Annotated in this window: 23 protein-coding genes; 15 read left to right on the top strand and 8 right to left on the bottom strand. The window is 36.8% G+C overall.

The features are described from left to right. The coding region (locus tag AC1W31_RS17480; protein ID WP_481735777.1) for a M3 family metallopeptidase at positions 1–831 on the top strand (831 nt) is incomplete at its 5' end. Between the two features lie 43 nt (positions 832–874). Here AC1W31_RS17480 and AC1W31_RS17475 read toward each other — a convergent pair. Next, complete coding sequence (locus AC1W31_RS17475; protein ID WP_481735776.1) at positions 875–3,010, bottom strand: hypothetical protein; 2,136 nt, start codon at positions 3,008–3,010, stop codon at positions 875–877. A gap of 230 nt (positions 3,011–3,240) precedes the next feature. Between AC1W31_RS17475 and AC1W31_RS17470 the strand changes: the two genes are divergently transcribed. From AC1W31_RS17470 to AC1W31_RS17460, 3 genes are all read left to right on the top strand, one after another. After that, positions 3,241–4,266, top strand: coding sequence for a rod shape-determining protein (locus AC1W31_RS17470; protein ID WP_481735775.1), 1,026 nt, complete (start codon positions 3,241–3,243; stop codon positions 4,264–4,266). A gap of 102 nt (positions 4,267–4,368) precedes the next feature. Further along, a complete protein-coding gene (gene mreC / locus AC1W31_RS17465) occupies positions 4,369–5,214 on the top strand; it encodes a rod shape-determining protein MreC (protein WP_481735774.1) in 846 nt (281 codons plus the stop codon). Between the two features lie 83 nt (positions 5,215–5,297). Further along, on the top strand, positions 5,298–5,804 hold the full coding sequence (locus AC1W31_RS17460; protein WP_481735773.1) for a hypothetical protein: 507 nt from the start codon (positions 5,298–5,300) through the stop codon (positions 5,802–5,804). Positions 5,805–5,878: 74 nt separating this feature from the next. Here AC1W31_RS17460 and AC1W31_RS17455 read toward each other — a convergent pair whose 3' ends face one another. From AC1W31_RS17455 to AC1W31_RS17440, 4 genes are all read right to left on the bottom strand, one after another. Further along, positions 5,879–6,538, bottom strand: a complete 660-nt coding sequence (locus AC1W31_RS17455; protein WP_481735772.1) for a bifunctional 4-hydroxy-2-oxoglutarate aldolase/2-dehydro-3-deoxy-phosphogluconate aldolase — start codon at positions 6,536–6,538, stop codon at positions 5,879–5,881. A gap of 181 nt (positions 6,539–6,719) precedes the next feature. Continuing rightward, a complete protein-coding gene (locus AC1W31_RS17450; protein WP_481735771.1) occupies positions 6,720–7,724 on the bottom strand; it encodes a PfkB family carbohydrate kinase in 1,005 nt (334 codons plus the stop codon). A gap of 10 nt (positions 7,725–7,734) precedes the next feature. After that, complete coding sequence (locus AC1W31_RS17445; protein ID WP_481735770.1) at positions 7,735–9,192, bottom strand: tagaturonate reductase; 1,458 nt, start codon at positions 9,190–9,192, stop codon at positions 7,735–7,737. 283 nt (positions 9,193–9,475) lie between these two features. After that, complete coding sequence (locus tag AC1W31_RS17440; RefSeq protein ID WP_481735769.1) at positions 9,476–9,796, bottom strand: DUF3467 domain-containing protein; 321 nt, start codon at positions 9,794–9,796, stop codon at positions 9,476–9,478. A gap of 205 nt (positions 9,797–10,001) precedes the next feature. On the opposite strand from AC1W31_RS17440, the gene AC1W31_RS17435 reads away from it, so the two are divergent. The 3 genes from AC1W31_RS17435 to AC1W31_RS17425 are packed head-to-tail and all read left to right on the top strand — an operon-like array spanning position 10,002 to position 11,286. Further along, on the top strand, positions 10,002–10,709 hold the full coding sequence (locus AC1W31_RS17435) for a YjjG family noncanonical pyrimidine nucleotidase (protein WP_481735768.1): 708 nt from the start codon (positions 10,002–10,004) through the stop codon (positions 10,707–10,709). Between the two features lie 28 nt (positions 10,710–10,737). After that, positions 10,738–11,076: a DUF6883 domain-containing protein gene (locus AC1W31_RS17430; RefSeq protein ID WP_481735767.1), complete on the top strand. Its 339-nt coding sequence runs from the start codon at positions 10,738–10,740 to the stop codon at positions 11,074–11,076. 6 nt (positions 11,077–11,082) lie between these two features. Continuing rightward, positions 11,083–11,286: a DUF4926 domain-containing protein gene (locus AC1W31_RS17425; RefSeq protein ID WP_481735766.1), complete on the top strand. Its 204-nt coding sequence runs from the start codon at positions 11,083–11,085 to the stop codon at positions 11,284–11,286. A gap of 2 nt (positions 11,287–11,288) precedes the next feature. Here AC1W31_RS17425 and AC1W31_RS17420 read toward each other — a convergent pair whose 3' ends face one another. Both AC1W31_RS17420 and AC1W31_RS17415 read right to left on the bottom strand, forming a co-directional pair. Next, positions 11,289–11,906: a hypothetical protein gene (locus AC1W31_RS17420; RefSeq protein WP_481735765.1), complete on the bottom strand. Its 618-nt coding sequence runs from the start codon at positions 11,904–11,906 to the stop codon at positions 11,289–11,291. Between the two features lie 191 nt (positions 11,907–12,097). Continuing rightward, entirely contained in the window at positions 12,098–12,400 is a 303-nt protein-coding gene (locus tag AC1W31_RS17415; protein WP_481735764.1) for a (2Fe-2S) ferredoxin domain-containing protein, read from the bottom strand. A 103-nt stretch (positions 12,401–12,503) separates the two neighbouring features. On the opposite strand from AC1W31_RS17415, the gene AC1W31_RS17410 reads away from it, so the two are divergent. Both AC1W31_RS17410 and AC1W31_RS17405 read left to right on the top strand, forming a co-directional pair. Continuing rightward, positions 12,504–13,391, top strand: a complete 888-nt coding sequence (locus AC1W31_RS17410; protein ID WP_481735763.1) for a fructosamine kinase family protein — start codon at positions 12,504–12,506, stop codon at positions 13,389–13,391. A gap of 146 nt (positions 13,392–13,537) precedes the next feature. Continuing rightward, positions 13,538–14,389 carry an alpha/beta hydrolase gene (locus AC1W31_RS17405; RefSeq protein ID WP_481735762.1) on the top strand — a complete coding sequence of 284 codons (852 nt, stop codon included), beginning with the start codon at positions 13,538–13,540 and terminating at the stop codon, positions 14,387–14,389. A gap of 78 nt (positions 14,390–14,467) precedes the next feature. Here the strand turns inward: AC1W31_RS17405 and AC1W31_RS17400 are convergent, their stop codons facing one another. Then, positions 14,468–15,091: a metallophosphatase domain-containing protein gene (locus AC1W31_RS17400; RefSeq protein ID WP_481735761.1), complete on the bottom strand. Its 624-nt coding sequence runs from the start codon at positions 15,089–15,091 to the stop codon at positions 14,468–14,470. 98 nt (positions 15,092–15,189) lie between these two features. Here AC1W31_RS17400 and AC1W31_RS17395 point away from each other — a divergent pair, with 98 nt between their 5' ends. The 6 genes from AC1W31_RS17395 to AC1W31_RS17370 all read left to right on the top strand — a co-directional run. Continuing rightward, the gene (locus AC1W31_RS17395) at positions 15,190–16,131 is read left to right on the top strand and encodes a glycosylasparaginase (protein ID WP_481735760.1); all 942 of its coding nucleotides are present in this window, start codon (positions 15,190–15,192) and stop codon (positions 16,129–16,131) included. A 270-nt stretch (positions 16,132–16,401) separates the two neighbouring features. Further along, positions 16,402–17,019, top strand: coding sequence for a sigma-70 family RNA polymerase sigma factor (locus tag AC1W31_RS17390; protein ID WP_481735759.1), 618 nt, complete (start codon positions 16,402–16,404; stop codon positions 17,017–17,019). A gap of 270 nt (positions 17,020–17,289) precedes the next feature. Then, positions 17,290–17,496, top strand: coding sequence for a phosphohydrolase (locus tag AC1W31_RS17385; protein ID WP_481735758.1), 207 nt, complete (start codon positions 17,290–17,292; stop codon positions 17,494–17,496). A 150-nt stretch (positions 17,497–17,646) separates the two neighbouring features. Beyond that, positions 17,647–18,219 (top strand): guanylate kinase, encoded by a 573-nt coding sequence (gmk, locus tag AC1W31_RS17380; RefSeq protein ID WP_481735757.1) that lies wholly within the window; start codon positions 17,647–17,649, stop codon positions 18,217–18,219. Between the two features lie 77 nt (positions 18,220–18,296). Beyond that, a complete protein-coding gene (nadD, locus tag AC1W31_RS17375; RefSeq protein WP_481735756.1) occupies positions 18,297–18,869 on the top strand; it encodes a nicotinate (nicotinamide) nucleotide adenylyltransferase in 573 nt (190 codons plus the stop codon). Between the two features lie 67 nt (positions 18,870–18,936). After that, positions 18,937–19,281: Rossmann-fold NAD(P)-binding domain-containing protein (locus AC1W31_RS17370; protein ID WP_481735755.1), on the top strand; the 345-nt coding region annotated here is incomplete at its 3' end.

Raw genomic sequence — 19,281 nt, 5'->3', positions numbered from 1 at the left:
TTGAATAAAACCATTGAATGTTTCACAAAACTTGACCCATTTTTGGGTGAATGTCTCCGCATTATGAAGTGTATGGGGCGTTTAGATTTAGAATCGAGGGTGGGAAAAGCGCCAGGTGGATACAATTATCCTTTGGAAGAAACAGGTTTTCCGTTCATTTTTATGAATGCGTCTTCGTTGATGCGTGACGTAATTACGATGCTTCACGAAGGCGGTCATGCGGTGCATTCAATCGTTACGAAAGATTTGGCGTTGAATACTTTCCGTAATTTCCCGTCGGAAGTTGCCGAATTGGCTTCCATGTCAATGGAGTTGATTTCGATGGATAATTGGGATGTTTATTTTGACAATGAAGAAGAATTGAAACGGGCAAAAATCCAGCATTTAGAAGACATCATCGGTACACTTCCGTGGGTGGCAACGGTTGATAAATTTCAACATTGGATTTACGAAAATCCTACGCACACGACTGCAGAACGTACAGGAGCGTGGATACGTATATACGAGCAATTTGCGGATAGTATCACGGATTGGTCGGGTTTAGAAAAATACAGAGCAACTATGTGGCACAAACAATTACACATTTTTGAGTTGCCATTTTATTATATCGAATACGGCATTGCTCAATTAGGAGCGATTGGCGTTTGGAAAAACTACAAAGAAAACCCACAAAAGGGCTTGGAAGGTTATTTAAGCGCCTTGAAATTGGGTTATACCAAACCAATGGGCGAGATTTATGCCGCTGCCAATATTCCTTTCGATTTCTCAAAAGCACACATTGCATCGTTGATGGATTTTGTGAGAGCGGAGTTGGCGATTTTGAAGGGATAGAAAAGAGAATGGCTGAACGATTAGTTGTTCAGCCATTATAACTTTATTTCAAAGGAATTCCTCGCTGTGTCAAAAATATCACCGCATTTTGGTCGCCTTTAGCCACGGCCTTTTGCATGGCCTTTATACCGTTTGGAAAATCGCCGTGTTGTCCGTATTCCAAACCAATGTTATAATCAAAACTTCCATCTTTTTTATCTGCCACAATTCCTTTTTGCCAAGCCTTAACCGCATTTTGCCAGTCGCCCATTGATTTGTAGGCAACGCCCAAGTTTTTGTAGGCAACGGTTGCTTTGGGGTCAATTTTTATGGCTTTTTCTAATTCTTTAATTTCACCTGCGTGGTCGCCTTTATGATTTAAAATCGTACTGATATTGATGTGTGGGTCAGCAAATTTTACGTCTAAATTCATGGCGGTTTGATAGCGTTTCATGGCTTCGTCTTCTTTACCTTGTTTTGCCAAACACAAGCCCATAATATTCTGTGCAAATTGGTTTTTATTGTCAGATTTCTCCAAAGCAATCTTTGATTCATCAATGGCGATATTATATTTTCCAGTATAATAATAGGCCGCTCCAAGCATCCAGTGGAGGTTTTGCATTTCTTTCGGTTTGATTTTTAGTGCTGCCTCGAAATTATCAACCGTTAAATCATATTTCTTTTCATCAAAATAAATCTGTCCCAAAGCCGTATGAACATCGGCAGTTTTGAAGGTTGTTTTGTGGGTTTCTTCAAAATAAAATTTGGCTTTTTCATTGTCTTTTTTACCAAACCAATACCAACCCATGTTACTGGTCACCATCGGATCGTTCGGATGTTTTTCGTAGATGGGCGTAAATAAAGTCAAGGTGTCTTTCCAATGCGTTGATTGATTGAAAGACAGAAACGTTAAGCCCAATAAAAGCACCGCTCCAATGCCGGGCATGAGTTTGTTGGTAGTTGCTTTTTGGTACAAACGATTGGCAAAAACGGCTAAAATTACCAATGGCCCAATCGAAGAAACGTAGAAATATCGGTCAGCCATCAAGGCACTACCCACGGGCAAAACTTGCGAAACGGGGAAAATTACGATGAGAAAATAAAGTCCGCCCCACCAAACTAATTTATTTTTACGACCCGTCCAGAATAAGAAAATTGCCAAAGCCAATACGCCCGCAAAAGCAGAATAATAAATGGATGGAATTGCTCCATTAGGTTTTTGCGGATAAGGATAAAAAGCAATCAAATTGGTCGGAAGAACCATTTTTATCCAATAATAAAGTACACCATAATTAATCATGAAAAAGCGTTCTGAGAAGGAATAGGCATCAGAAATTACCTTTGTGGCATTAGCTCCTGCATCACTTTGCGCTTTGATGGAAATAATACCCGTAATTAAAGAAACGACAAAAAATGGCACTTTTTCAATGCCAATTTTGCCAATTTGCTTGCGGTTCAGCAAGAAATAATCAGTAATTAAAAACACCACTGGCAAAATTACCGCCATACCTTTCGATAAACATGAAAGGATAAATAAGCCCAAAGCGTACCATAGATGCTTGTTTTTCCAGTCGGTGACCACGTTGTTGTCAGTGTCCACACTGACCACTCCGTCGGCGTATTTCAAATATTGCCAAAAAGACAAAAGCAAAAATAATGTATAAAGCACATCTTTGCGTTCAGCCGCCCACACCACCGACTCCACGTGTAGCGGATGAATGGCGAAAAGTACCGAAGTAACCGCCCCAATTAAGAAATTAGCACTAAGTTTATTCACTACTTTGAAGACTAAAATACTGTTAATAATGTGAATAACGGTATTATTGAAATGATAAACCCAAGCGGTATCCTTTACCAGCGAGTATTCGATATAGTACGTTACCATCGTAAGCGGGTGCCAGTTACCAAGATAATATTCTGAAATAAGGGTCTTAAAATTTTTGAAGGAAACTTGGCGTAAATCTTCGTTATTGACAATATAAAACATATCGTCCCAGACGTAACCATTCTGAAAACCAGGCAAAAAGGCAATGAATGCACACACGGCAATAATTCCCGCAAGAATCCAAAAATTGCGTTCGGTATAAGGAATTGGTTCAATCAAAACTTCGGGTTCTTTAAGGATTTTCGTAGTTTGATTAACCGTTTGAGGCTTTTGTAGGGTGTTTTTAGGAGTCGGAGATACTTTATTCTTTGCCATATTTTTTATAAGTGAATTTCGGATTTCTTGATTATAAGCAAATAGTATGCAAAACTAAAAAGAATTGGGGACTTTCTACTTTCTCTAATGTCCAAGCAAAAGAATTTTACCTTTCCTTTTTATTAATTCTAAATGATTCTCATTATTTTTGTACTTTTACAAGAAAATAGGTATCGGTAAAAAATATCGCCTAATTATTCAGCTCAGATAACAAAGAACTAATCATAAAAATGGGATTATTTAGCTTCCTAACTTCGGATATTGCGATTGATCTTGGCACTGCCAATACGTTAATCATCCACAAAGACAGAATCGTAGTTGATGAACCATCAATTATCGCCCTCGACAAAGCTACTAACAAGGTTTTGGCCATTGGAAACAAGGCGATGCAAATGCACGAAAAAACCAACGAAAATATCAAAACCATTCGTCCACTCAAAGACGGAGTAATTGCCGACTTTACTGCTGCCGAGTTGATGATTCGTGGAATGATAAAAATGATTGATACGGGAAATCGTTTCTTTACACCTTCACACCGCATGGTTATTTGTATTCCATCGGGTATTACAGAGGTTGAAAAACGTGCCGTAAAAGATTCTGCCGAACACGCAGGAGCTAAGGAAGTTTATATGGTTCACGAGCCAATCGCTGCGGCAATCGGTATCGGAATTGACATCGAACAACCAAACGGTTCAATGATTGTGGATATTGGAGGTGGTACTACTGAAATTGCCGTTATTGCCCTTTCAGGCATTGTTTGTGAGGCTTCTGTACGTATTGCGGGCGATGTTTTCACCCGTGATATTGTTGATTATATGCGTCGTGAACACAACCTTTTGATTGGTGAGCGTTCGGCTGAATTAATTAAAATTTCAGTGGGGTCGGCTTTGCCAGAATTAGAAAATCCTCCCGCAGATTATGAAATCCGTGGTCGTGATTTAATGACGGGTATTCCGAAAGAAATTAAAGTTACGTATTCAGAAATTGCATACGCATTAGATAAATCAATTTCGAAAATTGAAGAAGCAGTAATGAAAGCATTAGAGGTTTCACCACCAGAACTTTCGGCTGATATTTATCATAATGGTATTCACTTAACGGGTGGAGGAGCATTGCTGCATGGTTTGGACAAACGTTTAGCCAATAAAACAAAATTGCCAATTCACATTGCCGATGATCCACTTCGTGCAGTTGTGCGTGGAACGGGCGAGGTTTTGAAGCATTTAGACCACTTCAAGCCAATTCTAATTTCTTAATTTTGAGTTAAAGAGTTATAGAAGTTAAAGAGTTAAAAAGTTGTGGATATGTCTATTCAACTTTCTAACTCTTTAACTTTTTAACGTATAAAACTTTTTCCAATGTACCAACTCGTCCAATTTATATCCAGACAACGAGCCTTCATTTTGTTCGCATTTTTGGAGGTGTTGAGCCTTTGGTTTTTTTATTCCTACAATAATTATCCCAACGCTATTTTCTTTAACACCAGCAATTATTATGCTGCAAAGGCTTTAAGTACTTCAAATTCGATTAGAGAATATTCCAATTTGAGAGAGGCAAATACTGAATTAGCCTCTGAAAATAGTCGTCTAAATTCGATAATTGCTAAGTTGCAAGCCCAGCAATTAGATAAATCAATGGTTAATTACAAAGCTGATTCTAATGTTGCAAGCAGATTTAAGTTCGTTGTAGCAAAAGTATCAGGATTAACAACGTCTCAATTTAATAATTATATCACAATTGATAAAGGTTCAGCGGATGGACTTGCCCCCGGTATGGGTGTGATTTCTTCTACGGGAGTAGTTGGTAAAGTCAAGTCATGTTCTGAACATTATTCGGTGGTAATTTCTATTTTGCATTCAGAATATTCAGTATCGGCAAAATTGAAGAGTAATAACGAAATTGGTTCGGTGAAATGGAAAGGCGTTAATCCTGATATTGTGGAAATGACTGAAGTGTCTCGTTATAAAGCAGTTAAAATAAAAGATACGGTAGTTACTTCAGACTTTAATTACGTTTTTCCACCCAATATCATCATTGGATTCGTCAAGAAAGTGGGGGTAAAACCTGATCAAACTTTTCATGAAATTGATTTACAATTAGCCACAAATTTTCATACACTGGCTTATGTATACGTAATAAATAACAAATTATTAGGTGAACAAAAAGCGTTGGAAGAAAAGAGTGGAGATGTAAAAGCGAAATAAGTAAAAGTAGGCAGTTTGTAGTAAGTAGTAAATAATTTTAGAAAACTCAAAGCTATTGACTCAAGGCTCAAAGCTAATAATAAATGACCCCAAGAAGTATAGTTTCCCAAGTTCTTATTTTTATATTTTACCTTTTGTTGCAAATATTTTTTGTAAGACAATTGGTACTATTCGACTATGCCTTCTGTTTTGTGTACGTGGCAAGTATTATACTTTTACCTTTCGAGATTAATAAAGTTACGTTAATTTTCTTGGGATTTGTGGCAGGAATAATGGTTGATATTTTTTACAATACTGTCGGGGCAAATGCTGCTGCAATGACGTTAATCGCCTTTTTGCGTCCCACAATAATTACTTTATTAACGCCTCAAAGAGGTTACGATGAACGCCAAACTCTTAGCTTAAATTCAATGGGTTTAAGTTGGTTTATTACGTACGCAGCAACTTTAATTTTTGTGCATCACTTTGTATTATTCTTATTGGAGGCTTCGGATTGGGGACTGTTTTTACCAGTTATGACGAAGGTGATTTGTAGTACAATTTTCACCACAACTGTCGTAGTAATCATTCAGTTTTTTAGGAGAGATTAATATTCGTTGTTCGATGTTTGTTGTTCGATGTTAGGGACTGAAAACCAAACATCGAACATACAAACATCAAATATCTAAAATCCTTTCACCATCGCCACACATTTTTTCACAACTTCCGTAATTTGTTCAAAATTTCCCGAAGCTAAAACGTCTTTTGGAAATAATTGAGAACCCATTCCCACGGCAGTAACACCCGCTGAAAACCATCCTTTTAAATTTTCTTCATTAGGTTCAACACCGCCCGTTACCATTACCTTTGCATTAGGCATTGGCGCTTTAAGTGCTTTGATAAAAGCCGTTCCAAGCACATTGGCGGGGAAAATCTTGATAATGTCGGCTCCTGCTTGTTGAGCATTATAAATCTCCGTAATAGTCATAACGCCTGGCATCCAAGTTATTTTGTGCTTATTGCATATTTCACCTACTGCTGGATTTAGACATGGTTGCACGATAAAATCAGTGTCTAAACTGACAAAATACTCAGCTTCTTCGGCGGTGAAAACCGTGCCAATACCAATGGCCATATCGGGTAATTCTTCACGGATATATTTTACTAATTCCGCAAAAATTAAGGCCGCTCCTTCACCACGATTTGTGTATTCAAAAACGGTAATTCCACCATCGTAACATGCTTTTACGACTGCCTTACTCACCGCTAAATCAGGGTGATTGAACAAAGGCATAATCGGCACTTCGCTCAATTTTGCGTATAATTCTTCTTTTGTAAATTTCATATTCTTTGCAACCACGTAGAGACATAGAAAACATAAGGTTTCAGTAGTTCCTAAATGGCTTTTAAATTTTAAAATATTGATGAGTCAAGGGGCAGACGGATCGACAGCCCCGATTGATTATTGTCTGAAACCATCTGACAAAGTTTTTCTCCCTTCCTCTTTTATTCCTTTCTCCTAAAATCTACCTTTTCAACCTTCCACTCACATCTCCATTCACCACTGCTTCTACTTCATGAACACTTACAAGGTTGAAATCGCCTTCAATAGTATGTTTTAACGCTGATGCCGCAACGGCAAATTCGAGTGCTTGTTTACAGTCTTTGTAAATTAATTCTCCGTAAATATAACCTGCCATAAAAGCATCGCCACCACCAATTCTGTCCACGATATCGGGAATGTTAATGGCTTCGGTTTCAATCATTTGAGAACCGTCCCAACATCTTCCAAAGAGCGTATTGTGCGAAGCCGATATTTGCCCCCGCTTGGTAGTCAACACTTTTTTTACTTTTGGAAATTGCTCTGTAATTTGTCGACAAACAGATTTGAAACTGCCTTTTTCATCAATGGGCACAATACCAAACATATCGGCAGCATCGCCTTTACTACAAACAATTATATCACAATATTCAATCAATTGAGGCATAATTTCGTTCGGACGTTTGCCCCATTTCCAAAGATTTGAACGATATCCTACATCGGCAGAAACGGTAATGCCCATTCTATTGGCAGTTTGTACGGCTTCCAAACAAGCTTGAAATGCACCTTCTGAAATGGCAGGAGTTATACCTGTAAAGTGAAACCAGGTGGTATCTTTTAGAATTTCTTCCCAATTAAAATCAGTAGGAGCAAGCGTGGCAAAAGCGGAATTGGCACGATCATAAACTACTTTGCTTGGACGCATAGCGGCTCCTTTTTCAACAAAATAAATGCCGATTCTATCGCCTCCATAAGCAATGTGTTGGGTTCCTACGCCAAATTTTTGAAAAATATTCGTGGCAGTACGCCCTAAATCATTATCTGGAAAACGAGTAACATGGCTGGCAGGAATACCTAAAATAGCCAACGAAGACGAAACATTTGCCTCGCCTCCGCCAAAATTTATATCAAACTGAGTAGCCTGTGGAAATCGTGAGAAATTTGGCGTACTCAAGCGCATCATGACCTCTCCGAAGGTAGTAACTTTCATATTTTTTCTTTTATAAATACTTACGAACTGCATCTGCGAATCCTTCTAATTGGGTTAAATCTTCACCCCAAAGACTACGATTAGCTAATACTTTTTCTAAATCAAAATCTTGCCATGCTTCGTAAAAATAAGGAGCAAAATTGCAGTTGATAGGATAATAACTACCGTTTGATTCTCCGTAATACGTTCCGTTTACTTCTTTTTCACCTTTCATAAACTGTAAATATGCGGCAAAACCCATGGCAAAAAGTTCAGGAGCTTTGCCAAATTCACGGTAATATTGAATAAGAATTGGAATGTTTCGCATCTTCATTTTGGTGGTATATTGGACTGAAATATCCAATAATTTATGGTTCAAAAATGGATTACGGAAACGGTCGAGTACCATTCTGCCAAATCTGTCTTTTACTTTTGAATCAATTTTATAGGGAATCGCCAAGGCAATTTCTCCTAACATCAAATTCATGATAATTCTACTCAAATATCCATTCGCCATAACATCTTTCACCGTTCTAAACCCTAAAAGATATGACATCGCACACTGTAAAGAATGTGTACCATTGAGCATACGGAGCTTCAATTCACGATAAATTTCAATGTCTCTTTCAATGATTACGCCCGAATCTGCTTGAGAGAATGATAGCACTTTACGGACGTGTTCATCGCCTTGAATTGCCCACAGACGATAAACTTCCGAAAGCACCATTAGATTATCTTGGTAACCAAATTTTGTCTGTAATTCGGTAACCATTTCTGCTTCTGGTTTTCCAGGTACTATTCTGTCAACCAATGAGTTACAGAAAGAGTTATGGCTTTTTAACCAATCAATAAATTCAACTTCGAGATTGTTTTTATGGGCTTGTTGAAGCACAATATCTTTCAACATATCGCCATTTCCAACGACTAATTCCGTTGGAACGATAACCATACCACTTTCAGTAGAACCGCCAAAAAACTTCCAACGCTCATGCAAAAAAGCTAACAGTTTTACGGGGAAAGAAGAAGGAGGATTATTGGTAATTTTATCATTCTCCAGAAACGCTATGCCAACCTCCGTGGTGTTTGAAATGACAATTTGCATTTCAGGATTTTTGGCACAATGCAAGATTTCATGCCATTGAGAACGGGCAGAAAGTGTGCGAGAAATGGAAGCATTTAAGATATATTCCTCAATGGGCTGCCCATTTTCGATACCTTTTACAGCGTGCGTAAAAAGTCCATCCTGTTCGTTGAAATCATCAGCGTCGCCTTTATCGGTTGATTTTACAACCACAATTCGCCCATTAAAAATGCCTTGTTTATTGGCTTTATCAATAAAATAATCGCACAATCCACGAAGTAAAACGCCCGTTCCGAACTGTAAAACTTTTTCTGGTAAATCAAAAACCGAGGGTTCTGGCAAGTTTAACTGTTTGCTCAAATTGACCGAATTAGAAGCTAAATGTGATTTGTTTAGTTTAAAGTTCATTATAAAGTTGTATGATTTTCGTTATAAATTTGAAAGTAAATTTAATACATAGATATACTCATTTTATGAGAATATTTTAGGCTTAAAAATTAAAATTGTTGGTTTTTTGATAAATACAAAAAGCGTAAACGTTTACAGAAAATTTTCTGATTCGTTTTACGCTTTTTTGTTTTTAAATGCTAAGTAAAATACTCGTAGCATGACTGAAAGACTTAATTTTTAGCAATAAAATAGTTGGAATAGTGATGCCATGAGTTTAAGCCTTAGTATATATTGCCAACGATTAAGCTTCTCCAATAGGTCCTCGATAATTCATTGGAAACTGAAAACCAATTGGGCTTTGGTCATCCGAAATTGCGCCATAAACCTCTTCGTATTTTTGGATATTCTCTTTTAAGGCTTGCATCAGGCGATACACGTGGTCGGGCGTGAGAATGACTCTTGATTTTACTCTTGCTTTTGGAATTCCAGGCATCATTTTGATAAAATCTATGACGAACTCACTTTGCGAGTGCGCTATCATTGCCAAGTTTACGTATTCTCCCTCTGCCATTTCCTCAGATAATTCTACGTTGATTTGATTTTCTTCTTCTTGTTTTGCCATTTTATTTTTGATGTTCGATATTCGTTTTTCGATGTTTGATGTTCGGGAGCAATACGAATATCAAACCTCGAAAAACGAATATCGAAATTAATAGTTTTTACAAATGTATTAATTATTGAGAGGGAAACAAAAATCAGCCCTAAATTGCATAAAATTTAGATTATTTGCTTACGAAAATCGAACTGAGCGACGGTCGCATCAATAAATGAACAATATGAAATATAAACACCTTTTTTTCGACCTCGACCATACGCTTTGGGATCATGATACTAACTCCCGAATTGGCTTGGAAGAAGTGTATCAACAATTTGACTTACAAGCTTTAGGGTTATTCTCTCCAACCCAATTTTACCTAAAATTTAACGAAATTAATCATCAGTTGTGGGATAAATATGAAGCAGGTAGAATTTCTCAACCCGAGTTGAGACATTCTCGTTTTCGATTAATTTTTAGTCAGTTGGGTGTGAATAATGATTCGATTTGTGATGAAATTTCGAATACTTATATCAGTATTTCTTCTAAAAAACACCACCTTTTACCTAATGCTCATGAGACGTTGGAATATCTCTTTCCGAAATATCCAATGCACATAATCACGAACGGTTTTGATGAAATTCAGTCCATAAAAATGAATGCGGGAAAGATTACCCATTTCTTTCAGGAGGTAGTTACTTCTCAAAATTCGGGCTATAAAAAGCCAGATTCTCGCATTTTTGAATATGCCTTAAAAAAGATAAAAGCCGTGCCACATGAATGTTTAATGATTGGCGATAGTTTTCAGTCGGATATTGTGGGAGCAACTCGGGCGGGAATTGATGCCGTTTTCTTTAATCCAGACCAACGAAATCAGGATATTTCGATTAAGCCAAAGTACGAAATTCAGGATTTGGGAGAATTGAAAGGGATTTTGTAGGAGAGAAGAAAAATGTTAAATTTATAATATGATTTTACCCCTTGCAGAAAGCGCTTTCATAGAGGATAGAAAATTATTAAATTATTGCCTTTCGGAGGAACATCCTATTGGTAAACATAAAGCACGTATTTTCAAATCAGCATTAAATATTACTATTGAAAATTATCTTTATCTTAAAGAATCTATTGAAATGGCTGTATTGACGAACGATGCCATTTTTGTTGAAACTACTGATCATGGCGATATTTATTATGTTGATTTTGAATTGATTAACTCTCCCAAAAGTTCCGTTGTTAGAACTTCTTGGATTCTCAAACATGAAGAGAACTTTCCTCGTATGACAAGTTTTTATGTTCTCATAAAATAAGAAATCATGGAATTATTAGATGTTGTAGTGTTAACGCAAGAAATTGAAAGCAAAAAACTCAAAAAAGGGTCTTTAGGAACAATTATTGAACAATTATCGGAGGATATTTTTATGGTTGAATTCGTTGATACTAAGGGAGTCACTTATGCTACTCCCATTTTATCATCAGAGCAATTGATGAAAGTTTATTATGAACCAGTAGAGGCATAATTTCAAAACATCGACAACTGATTATTATCCGTTTTATTATCAAAAATCTTCTTATCACGAATCAGTTTTTTGTGTTGTTCCAGAAAATCAACGAAATTGTCTAATTGATGGTATAATGGCGTAAAGTCGTAAGAATCAAATGAATACGTTTCTTGATAAACGTCTTCAAAGTCCGTAATAATGTAATCCAAGGTTTTTATGCCGTACTTTTTTAATCCTAATAAATAGAAATTTTGGTGATTGAGTGCAAAGCGATTAGGCGAATAGAAACGGGTCGATTTTAAATCTACAGCACGTTCAGTTCCAACTAAATCTACGTAGCCATAAATTAAACAATTCTTATATTTTGCTTCAGAATAAAACTGGGTTTTGTATTTTTGGGGTAACAAAGCCCTTGCTTTTTCAATGACTCCTTCCTTAAAATCGTCCTCATTTATGCCCGTCACGACTGCTTTCTCAAAATCAATTCCTTTTTGTTGTGCCACAGTCGTTGGTTTGCGCACACGATTGATACGGTCAATCATCTCTTGCATATCCACGAGGATTTTACCCTGAGCATCAAGGGTTTTAGCTTCGTAATAAGCGAATGAGTTTAGAAGAGTTGGGTATATGCGGTACATTTTGGTTTAGTTATTTGTTGATTTAACGAAATCGAACTTCCCGAAACAATATCAATTGCATTTTTTGCTTTCGGGAAGTTGAAATATTTGGAACTTCCCGAAAGTAAAAATAACTTTCGGGAAGTAAATGAACCCCTCGCTGTTGTCTGTGTCTTCACAGTTGACTCCTAAGATAACCTCAATCCAATATATTAACCAATAACAAGACGTTCAACAGGCATATCTCCAACCAAATGGCTTTCGATAATCTCCTCAACATCAGATAGTTGTACGTTGCCATAGAATACTCCTTCTGGATAAACCACTAAAGAAGGTCCAAAAGCGCAAACATCTAAACAACCCGTTTTCTGGGCTCTTATTTCGGTTAATAATCCTTTTTCTTTCAATGAATTTTTGAAAGCATCGACCAGCGCCATGCCTCTTTCGTCACCACAACATTTTTTGGGTGCGTCTTTCTGATTTGTACAGATAAAAACGTGTTTTTTGTATTTCATTATATGTTTGTAAAGTAAAAAATCCAACCTTTCACGCAATTTACCAGTTTTATCTTAAATTTGACTTACAACTTTTAGACTTAGAACTTACAACTTCAAAATAATGACTTTTCAAACCCAAGAACAATACCAATTTATCGAAAGTATCCTCTTTGAAAACTTAGGCTATCACCCAGAAATGCTTGATTTTCAGTTTTTTTATGGAGGTAATTTCAATCTTGCCGTAAAAGTAAAAATATCGGAAGGAGAGTATTTTATTAAGTGGAATCAGGGCGACCATGAGGGAATGTTTGAGTCGGAGGCACGTAGTTTACAGGTCTTGCGGGATACGGGTGTAATGTCGATTCCAGAAGTAATTAATCACGGTAAAATTGTGGATAAAGAATACTTGATGATGGAATTTTTGACGACCAGTTTCAAGCAATCCAATTATTGGCAAGATTTCGGACAAAAACTGGCAAAATTGCATAAACATACAAATCCACAGTTTGGACTCAATTTTAATAATTACATCGGAGCCTTGCGACAGTCTAACGAATGGATGGATGATGGCGTACAATTTTTTATCGAAAAACGCTTGAAAGTTCAAGTGGGATTGGCGCTGTATGACCGCAAAATTTCGGAAGAATTACACGAAAAATTTGATCAATTATACGAAAAATTACCTTCGTTAATTCCCAATGAAAAACCAGCTTTACTGCACGGAGATTTATGGTCGGGAAATGTAATGGCTGATAATAAAGGGCTTGTTGGTTTGGTTGACCCTGCTTGTTACTACGGTTTGCGAGAAGCTGAACTGGCTTTTACGACCATGTTTGGCGGTTTTGAAACAACCTTTTACGAAGCCTACCACGAAGTAAATAACATCGAAAATGGCTTTGGCGATAGAATTCCACTGTATAATTTATATCCGCTGATGGTTCACGTGAATTTATTTGGCGGTGGATATTTGGATGCAGTGGAGAAGATTTTGAAGAAATTTTTAGATTAACTGTAACTTCCATATCGGACAAGTATATCAGACCACGGATTTTACGGATTTAACAGATTTACACGGATAATAATAGGAATAAAAATCCGTGTAAATCCGTTTAATCTGCAAAATCCGTGGTCTAATTCATAATAACTAACCCCACGATGAATTTCACAACTGAAACTTGGATTTATATCGGCATTGGCTATTTGGCTTTGTGTATTCTTGCGTATTTTATTCAAGAAAGATTTATTTTCAAGCCCGAGAAACTTCATGCTGATTTTGAATATAAATATGATTCTCCCTTCGAGGAACTCCATTTTGAACCCGAAGAAGGCGTGAAAATCAATGGTTTACGATTCTTTCACGATAAACCCGTTGGCTTGGTGATGTATTTTCATGGCAATACCCGAAGCATCAAAGGCTGGTCGAAATATGCGGTTGATTTTACCCGACACGGCTACGATGTAGTAATGATTGATTATCGTGGTTTTGGAAAATCAATCGGCAAACGTACGGAGGAAAATCTCAACAAAGATTCGCAATTTGTGTATAATAAAATGAGGTCGAAATATGGGTATAAAGAAGAAGATATCATTGTGTATGGACGGTCGTTGGGCAGTGGTTTTGCCTGTAAATTGGCTTCAAATAATCGTCCTAAAATGTTGATTTTAGATGCGCCATATTATTCATTTTCGCATTTGACGAATCGTTTTTTGCCTTTTATGCCCATTGCGATGATTTTACGTTTTAGTATCAGAACGGACATTTGGATTAAGTATGTTAGATGTCCCATTTATATTATTCACGGTACAAAAGATTGGTTAATTCCCTATTCTTCCTCGGTTCGTTTACAGAGTCTCGTTCCGCTAACTGCCAGATTAACACCTATTTACGGAGGCGGACATAATAATTTACCTTCATTTCCAGAATATCACCAAAAATTAGAAGAAATCTTGAAAGGGCATTTTGATTTATATTTTGATAAATATGAGAAAGGGGATTTTAGGGAATAATTTTTTTAATGGACAATGGATAATTGATAACAGACAATTAATAATTAATTACAACAATCGGCTTTTAATTATTGTCCATTACCAATTAATTACAATCGCCTCCCTAACAGGACGATACGCCAAATCTACCATTGAAGCATTTACGTATAAAGTCTCGCTCACTTGTTGTTGTCCATACGCTTCATGTATATGCCCAAACACGTGCAATTGTGGGCGTACACGATTTTGAACAACATCCAATAAATCCTCACAACCCACTTTTTCACCTCGGTCAGTGGCATCCAAAATACCGAAAGGTGGTCCGTGCGTAATGAGAATATCCGTATTAGTCGGAATTAAATCCCAGTGTTTACGAATATCTTTCCCACGTTTACGATTAAACGCCCAATCGTAAAACCACGGCTGAATTGGCGAACCCCAAATGCGTAATCCTTCAATCAAAATACCACTATCATTGAGATAATCGGCATTGGTAATGAGTCGTTTGGCTTCTTTCGGATATTTTTCAAAAAAGAAATCATGATTGCCCGCAATAACTACTTTATGCCGATGCGGCAATGAACCCATCCATTCATTAAACATTTCAATTTCTTCAATTCGTCCCCTTGAAGAAACATCGCCCGCATGAATCAATAAATCACCGTCAGGAATGGTCATGCGGTGTTGGAGACTATGAGTATCAGATATACAAACTATTTTCATTTTTTTCTTTTTTACGGTAGCTCGAAATGCTATTTCGAGCTACAGTAACCCATAATTAATTTTTTTTCGATAAATTTAGCCAAACAAACTGAAAACCCATGCAACGTAGAACATTCATTAAACAAACCACAGCCCTGACGGCATTATCAAGCGTAAACATAAATGCCCTACCCGCCGACTTCCCCATCGTTCTTTCCACATGGAAGAACGAAAAAGCCAATGATGCCGCTTGGGAATCGCTCAAAAAATCAGGCAGAGCCTTAGATGCTGTTGAAGCAGGGGCAAGAATTCCCGAAGCCGACCCTAATGATACCTCCGTGGGATACGGTGGCTTTCCCGACCGTGATGGCTTTGTCACCCTCGATGCCTGTATTATGGACGAAAAAGGCAATGCAGGATCGGTTACTTTTCTTCAAAATATCATGCACCCGATTTCAGTAGCGAGAGCAGTTATGGAAAAAACGCCGCACGTAATGCTTTCGGGTGAAGGAGCCTTGCAATTTGCGCTTGCTCAAGGATTCAAAAAAGAAAATTTGTTGACAGAATCGGCCAAAAAAGCGTGGGAAGAATGGAAGAAAACATCAAAATACGAACCCAAAATCAACATTGAGCGCCACGATACCATCGGACTTTTGGCCTTGGGAAATAAGGGTGAAATCTCTGGAGCGTGTACCACCAGCGGATTAGCCTTCAAAATACACGGTAGAGTAGGGGATTCGCCCGTTATTGGTGCGGCCGTTTTTTGTGATGATGAAGTTGGAGGGGCGTGTGCAACAGGTTTGGGTGAGTTCGTCTTGAAAACGCTTGGTTCATTTTTAATTGTAGAATTAATGCGAAATGGGAAAACACCTCAACAAGCCTGCGAAGAAGCAATTATGCGAATTGTAAAAAGATATAATTACAAAGAATTTCAAATTGGATATCTTGCCTTGAACAAAAAAGGCGAATATGGAGCTTATGCTATTCAATCAGGATTTAGTTATACACTTACTGAAAAAGGCGTAACAAAAGTTTTTGAGTCGAAAAGTTATATGAAGTAGATTAGAATAAATTAGATCACAGATTCTTATGGTCAGACAGATTTGCACAGATAAATTCAAAAGATTCGTGTAAATCTGTTAAATCCCAACTCCGTTGCGGGTTCATTCGTGGGCTATTAACTTATGCCTTTTTGTCAGGAAAATGAATTAAAACATCCTTGGCAAGTTGTTTGTTTGTAATTACATTCATACCTAATAATTGATTTGTACAATGTTTCTTTGTAAATCAAAAAGGATGGCTTATTTTTACTGACGATTCTAAGCAAAAAAATGGACGAACAAGAAGAACTCCAAGCAACTCAAACCTATTCTGATCTCGAAAAGCACCGTGTCTTCGAGAAAGAATTTATGCCTCATATTACCTCTATGTACAATTTTGCCTTTCGTTTGACTAATGACGAAGACGATGCAAATGACCTCGTACAAGATACATATCTTAAAGCATTCAGATTTATTAACTCATTTTCACAGGGAACAAACGCAAAGGCTTGGTTGTTCCGCATCTTGAAAAATAGTTTTATAAATGATTTTAGAAAAAAGTCGAAAGAACCCGCCAAAGTGGATTATCAGGACGTTGAAACGACCTATAATTCAGAGGAGGATGCTGAGACGAACCAAACCGTAGATTTACGGGTAGAATCAGTTCAGGACTTGATTGGCGACGAAATTGCCAATGCTTTGAATGCTCTTCCTGTCGATTTTAGGACGGTTATTATCCTTTGTGACGTGGAAGGATTCACCTATGAAGAAATGGCAAAAATTCTTGATATTCCCATCGGTACAGTTCGATCAAGATTGCACCGTGCCAGAATGTTGTTGAAAGAAAAATTAAAATCGTATGCCAAATCGTTAGGCTATGATGTCAATGCTGACACTATGGCAGAATAGTTGAGATTAATTGAAATTAGTTATTAATTATTGGTGTGACAAATATTAAGTAGTAATTACTACTTTTCCTTTGAACATTTTTAATAACCATTAACTTTTTTTATCTCTTCGGGAATTATTTTAAAACACCCCCTGTTTAATAACTACTTGAATAATAAACAACAAACAAAGAGTTAGACCAATATTAAATATTTCATAATCTATAAAAAAATGGTTTCCGAGGCTGAGAAAATTCAAAAAAAGACATCATGTGAACATCAATCTGATTGCATGAAAATGGTACAACTGATTGTGGACGGTCAGGCAAGTGATGAACAAATTAACCAATTCAAATTGAATATGGATAAATGTTTACCTTGTGAAAAAGGCTATGAATTGGAAAAATGTATCAAAGAAACAATGCAACTAAGATTAGAAAAAAAATGTATCCCTTCGGATTTGATTGACTGTATAAAACAGAAAATCAATATGTTATAAAATTCTTTTTTAGAATTATTTTATTTTAAGTTATTAAGTTAGTCGTTTTATGCGGTTTAACTTAATAACTTTTTATTTTTGTAGAAATTTATTTCATACCAATCCTCTGCTTAACGAGTTGGCAATGAACTATTATCATATCAATCACTCTTGGAAAACGGTAAACTTATTATCTTCTCTGCCCCATCTGGATCGGGCAAGACCACTATTGTCAAACATCTTTTGGCAAATAACGATAACTTGGGCTTTTCAATCTCTGCTTGCACCCGTGATAAACGTGGGCGTAACGAAGAAAATGGCAAGGATTATCATTTCATGACACCCGACGAATTCAAAGAAAAAATTATCAATAATGAGTTCGTGGAATGGGAAGAAGTCTATCCAGGAGCCTATTATGGTACGTTGAAATCTGAAATTGAAAGATTGTGGGCATCGGGGAAACACGTAATTTTTGACGTAGATGTGCGTGGAGGTGTGAAATTGAAGGAATATTATAAAGAAAGAGCCCTATCAATCTTCGTAAAAGTACCCAGCGTGGAGGAATTAGAAAAACGGCTTCGTGAACGTGGAACTGACTCGGAAGATTCAATTTCAAAAAGAGTTTTCAAAATGAAATTTGAAATGGCTTTTCAAGACCAATTTGACGTTATTTTAGTAAATGACGACTTAACAACGGCATTCAGAAAAGCACAGAAGTTATTTGATGAATTTATTGAAGGTTAGGGATTAGGAATTGGGTAATTAGGGATTAGTTTTTTGTCCCTAATTACTCAATTCCTAATTACCTGATTCCTATAAAAATGAAAATCGGTTTATTCTTTGGGTCATTCAACCCTATTCATATTGGGCATTTGATTGTGGCAAATGTCATGGCAACTACCACCGACTTAGAACAAGTTTGGTTTGTGGTCTCGCCCCAAAATCCATTCAAGAAAAATAATTCTCTTTTGCACGAATTTGACCGTCTGACGATGGTTGAAAAAGCCATTGCCGATAACTCAAAATTCAAAGCAATTGATATTGAATTTTCGATGCCAAAACCTTCTTTTACGATTGATACACTGATAAGAATACAAGAAAAACATCCGCAACATGAGTTTAAATTAATTATTGGTGGTGATAATTTAGCTCAATTTCCCAACTGGAAAAATCATGATAAAATCTTGGAATATTTTGGTTTATATGTCTATCCAAGACCCAATTCTGTGAGAAGTGACTTAGAAAATCATCCGAATGTAAAATCCATTAATTCGCCTTCTTTGGATATTTCAGCGACTTTTATTCGAGATTGTCTAAAAAATAAGCAATCCATTAAATATATGGTACCAGAAGTGGTGGAGGAATATATTTTGTGGAAGAAATTTTATTTGTAGCCGTGATTTTTGAGAAAATGACTTGGTAAAACTCATAACTCAATGCTCATAGCTCACAGCTATTAATATGAAAATCAGTATTTTAGGTTCCGGTTGGCTTGGCTTACCCTTAGGAAAATATTTAGTAGAAAATGGTTATTCCGTTAAAGGTTCAACCACTTCTGAGAGCAAAATAACGTTGCTTTCAGCAGTAGGTATTGAGCCTTTTTTGTTGAAATTTGCTCCTGAAATTGAAGGTAAGGATATTATTAATTTTCTAAATTCCGAAATTTTAATCATCTGCATTCCTCCACGAGCGGGCAAATACGGAGAAGATTTTCACGTACAGCAAATCCAATCTTTGATGGGATATTTGCCTTCATCCAGCATCAAATCCATTATTTATACTTCCTCCACTTCCGTTTATCCAGAC

It is taken from the genome of Arcicella sp. (genome assembly GCF_964672035.1).
Note: the sequence above shows the minus strand (reverse complement) of the source record. Positions and strands in the feature narration are given on the sequence as shown.

Excerpts from the sequence above, each read along its gene's own strand:
- AC1W31_RS17455 (WP_481735772.1), bottom strand. The coding sequence starts at position 6,538 with ATGAAATTTACAAAAGAAGAATTATACGCAAAATTGAGCGAAGTGCCG.
- AC1W31_RS17450 (WP_481735771.1), bottom strand. The coding sequence starts at position 7,724 with ATGAAAGTTACTACCTTCGGAGAGGTCATGATGCGCTTGAGTACGCCA.
- nadD (WP_481735756.1), top strand. The coding sequence starts at position 18,297 with ATGAAAATCGGTTTATTCTTTGGGTCATTCAACCCTATTCATATTGGG.
- AC1W31_RS17415 (WP_481735764.1), bottom strand. The coding sequence starts at position 12,400 with ATGAAATACAAAAAACACGTTTTTATCTGTACAAATCAGAAAGACGCA.
- AC1W31_RS17430 (WP_481735767.1), top strand. The coding sequence starts at position 10,738 with ATGATTTTACCCCTTGCAGAAAGCGCTTTCATAGAGGATAGAAAATTA.
- AC1W31_RS17470 (WP_481735775.1), top strand. The coding sequence starts at position 3,241 with ATGGGATTATTTAGCTTCCTAACTTCGGATATTGCGATTGATCTTGGC.
- AC1W31_RS17395 (WP_481735760.1), top strand. The coding sequence starts at position 15,190 with ATGCAACGTAGAACATTCATTAAACAAACCACAGCCCTGACGGCATTA.
- AC1W31_RS17440 (WP_481735769.1), bottom strand. The coding sequence starts at position 9,796 with ATGGCAAAACAAGAAGAAGAAAATCAAATCAACGTAGAATTATCTGAG.
- AC1W31_RS17385 (WP_481735758.1), top strand. The coding sequence starts at position 17,290 with ATGAAAATGGTACAACTGATTGTGGACGGTCAGGCAAGTGATGAACAA.
- AC1W31_RS17400 (WP_481735761.1), bottom strand. The coding sequence starts at position 15,091 with ATGAAAATAGTTTGTATATCTGATACTCATAGTCTCCAACACCGCATG.
- AC1W31_RS17420 (WP_481735765.1), bottom strand. The coding sequence starts at position 11,906 with ATGTACCGCATATACCCAACTCTTCTAAACTCATTCGCTTATTACGAA.
- AC1W31_RS17410 (WP_481735763.1), top strand. The coding sequence starts at position 12,504 with ATGACTTTTCAAACCCAAGAACAATACCAATTTATCGAAAGTATCCTC.
- AC1W31_RS17405 (WP_481735762.1), top strand. The coding sequence starts at position 13,538 with ATGAATTTCACAACTGAAACTTGGATTTATATCGGCATTGGCTATTTG.
- AC1W31_RS17460 (WP_481735773.1), top strand. The coding sequence starts at position 5,298 with ATGACCCCAAGAAGTATAGTTTCCCAAGTTCTTATTTTTATATTTTAC.
- AC1W31_RS17435 (WP_481735768.1), top strand. The coding sequence starts at position 10,002 with ATGAACAATATGAAATATAAACACCTTTTTTTCGACCTCGACCATACG.
- mreC (WP_481735774.1), top strand. The coding sequence starts at position 4,369 with ATGTACCAACTCGTCCAATTTATATCCAGACAACGAGCCTTCATTTTG.
- AC1W31_RS17475 (WP_481735776.1), bottom strand. The coding sequence starts at position 3,010 with ATGGCAAAGAATAAAGTATCTCCGACTCCTAAAAACACCCTACAAAAG.
- AC1W31_RS17425 (WP_481735766.1), top strand. The coding sequence starts at position 11,083 with ATGGAATTATTAGATGTTGTAGTGTTAACGCAAGAAATTGAAAGCAAA.
- AC1W31_RS17390 (WP_481735759.1), top strand. The coding sequence starts at position 16,402 with ATGGACGAACAAGAAGAACTCCAAGCAACTCAAACCTATTCTGATCTC.
- AC1W31_RS17445 (WP_481735770.1), bottom strand. The coding sequence starts at position 9,192 with ATGAACTTTAAACTAAACAAATCACATTTAGCTTCTAATTCGGTCAAT.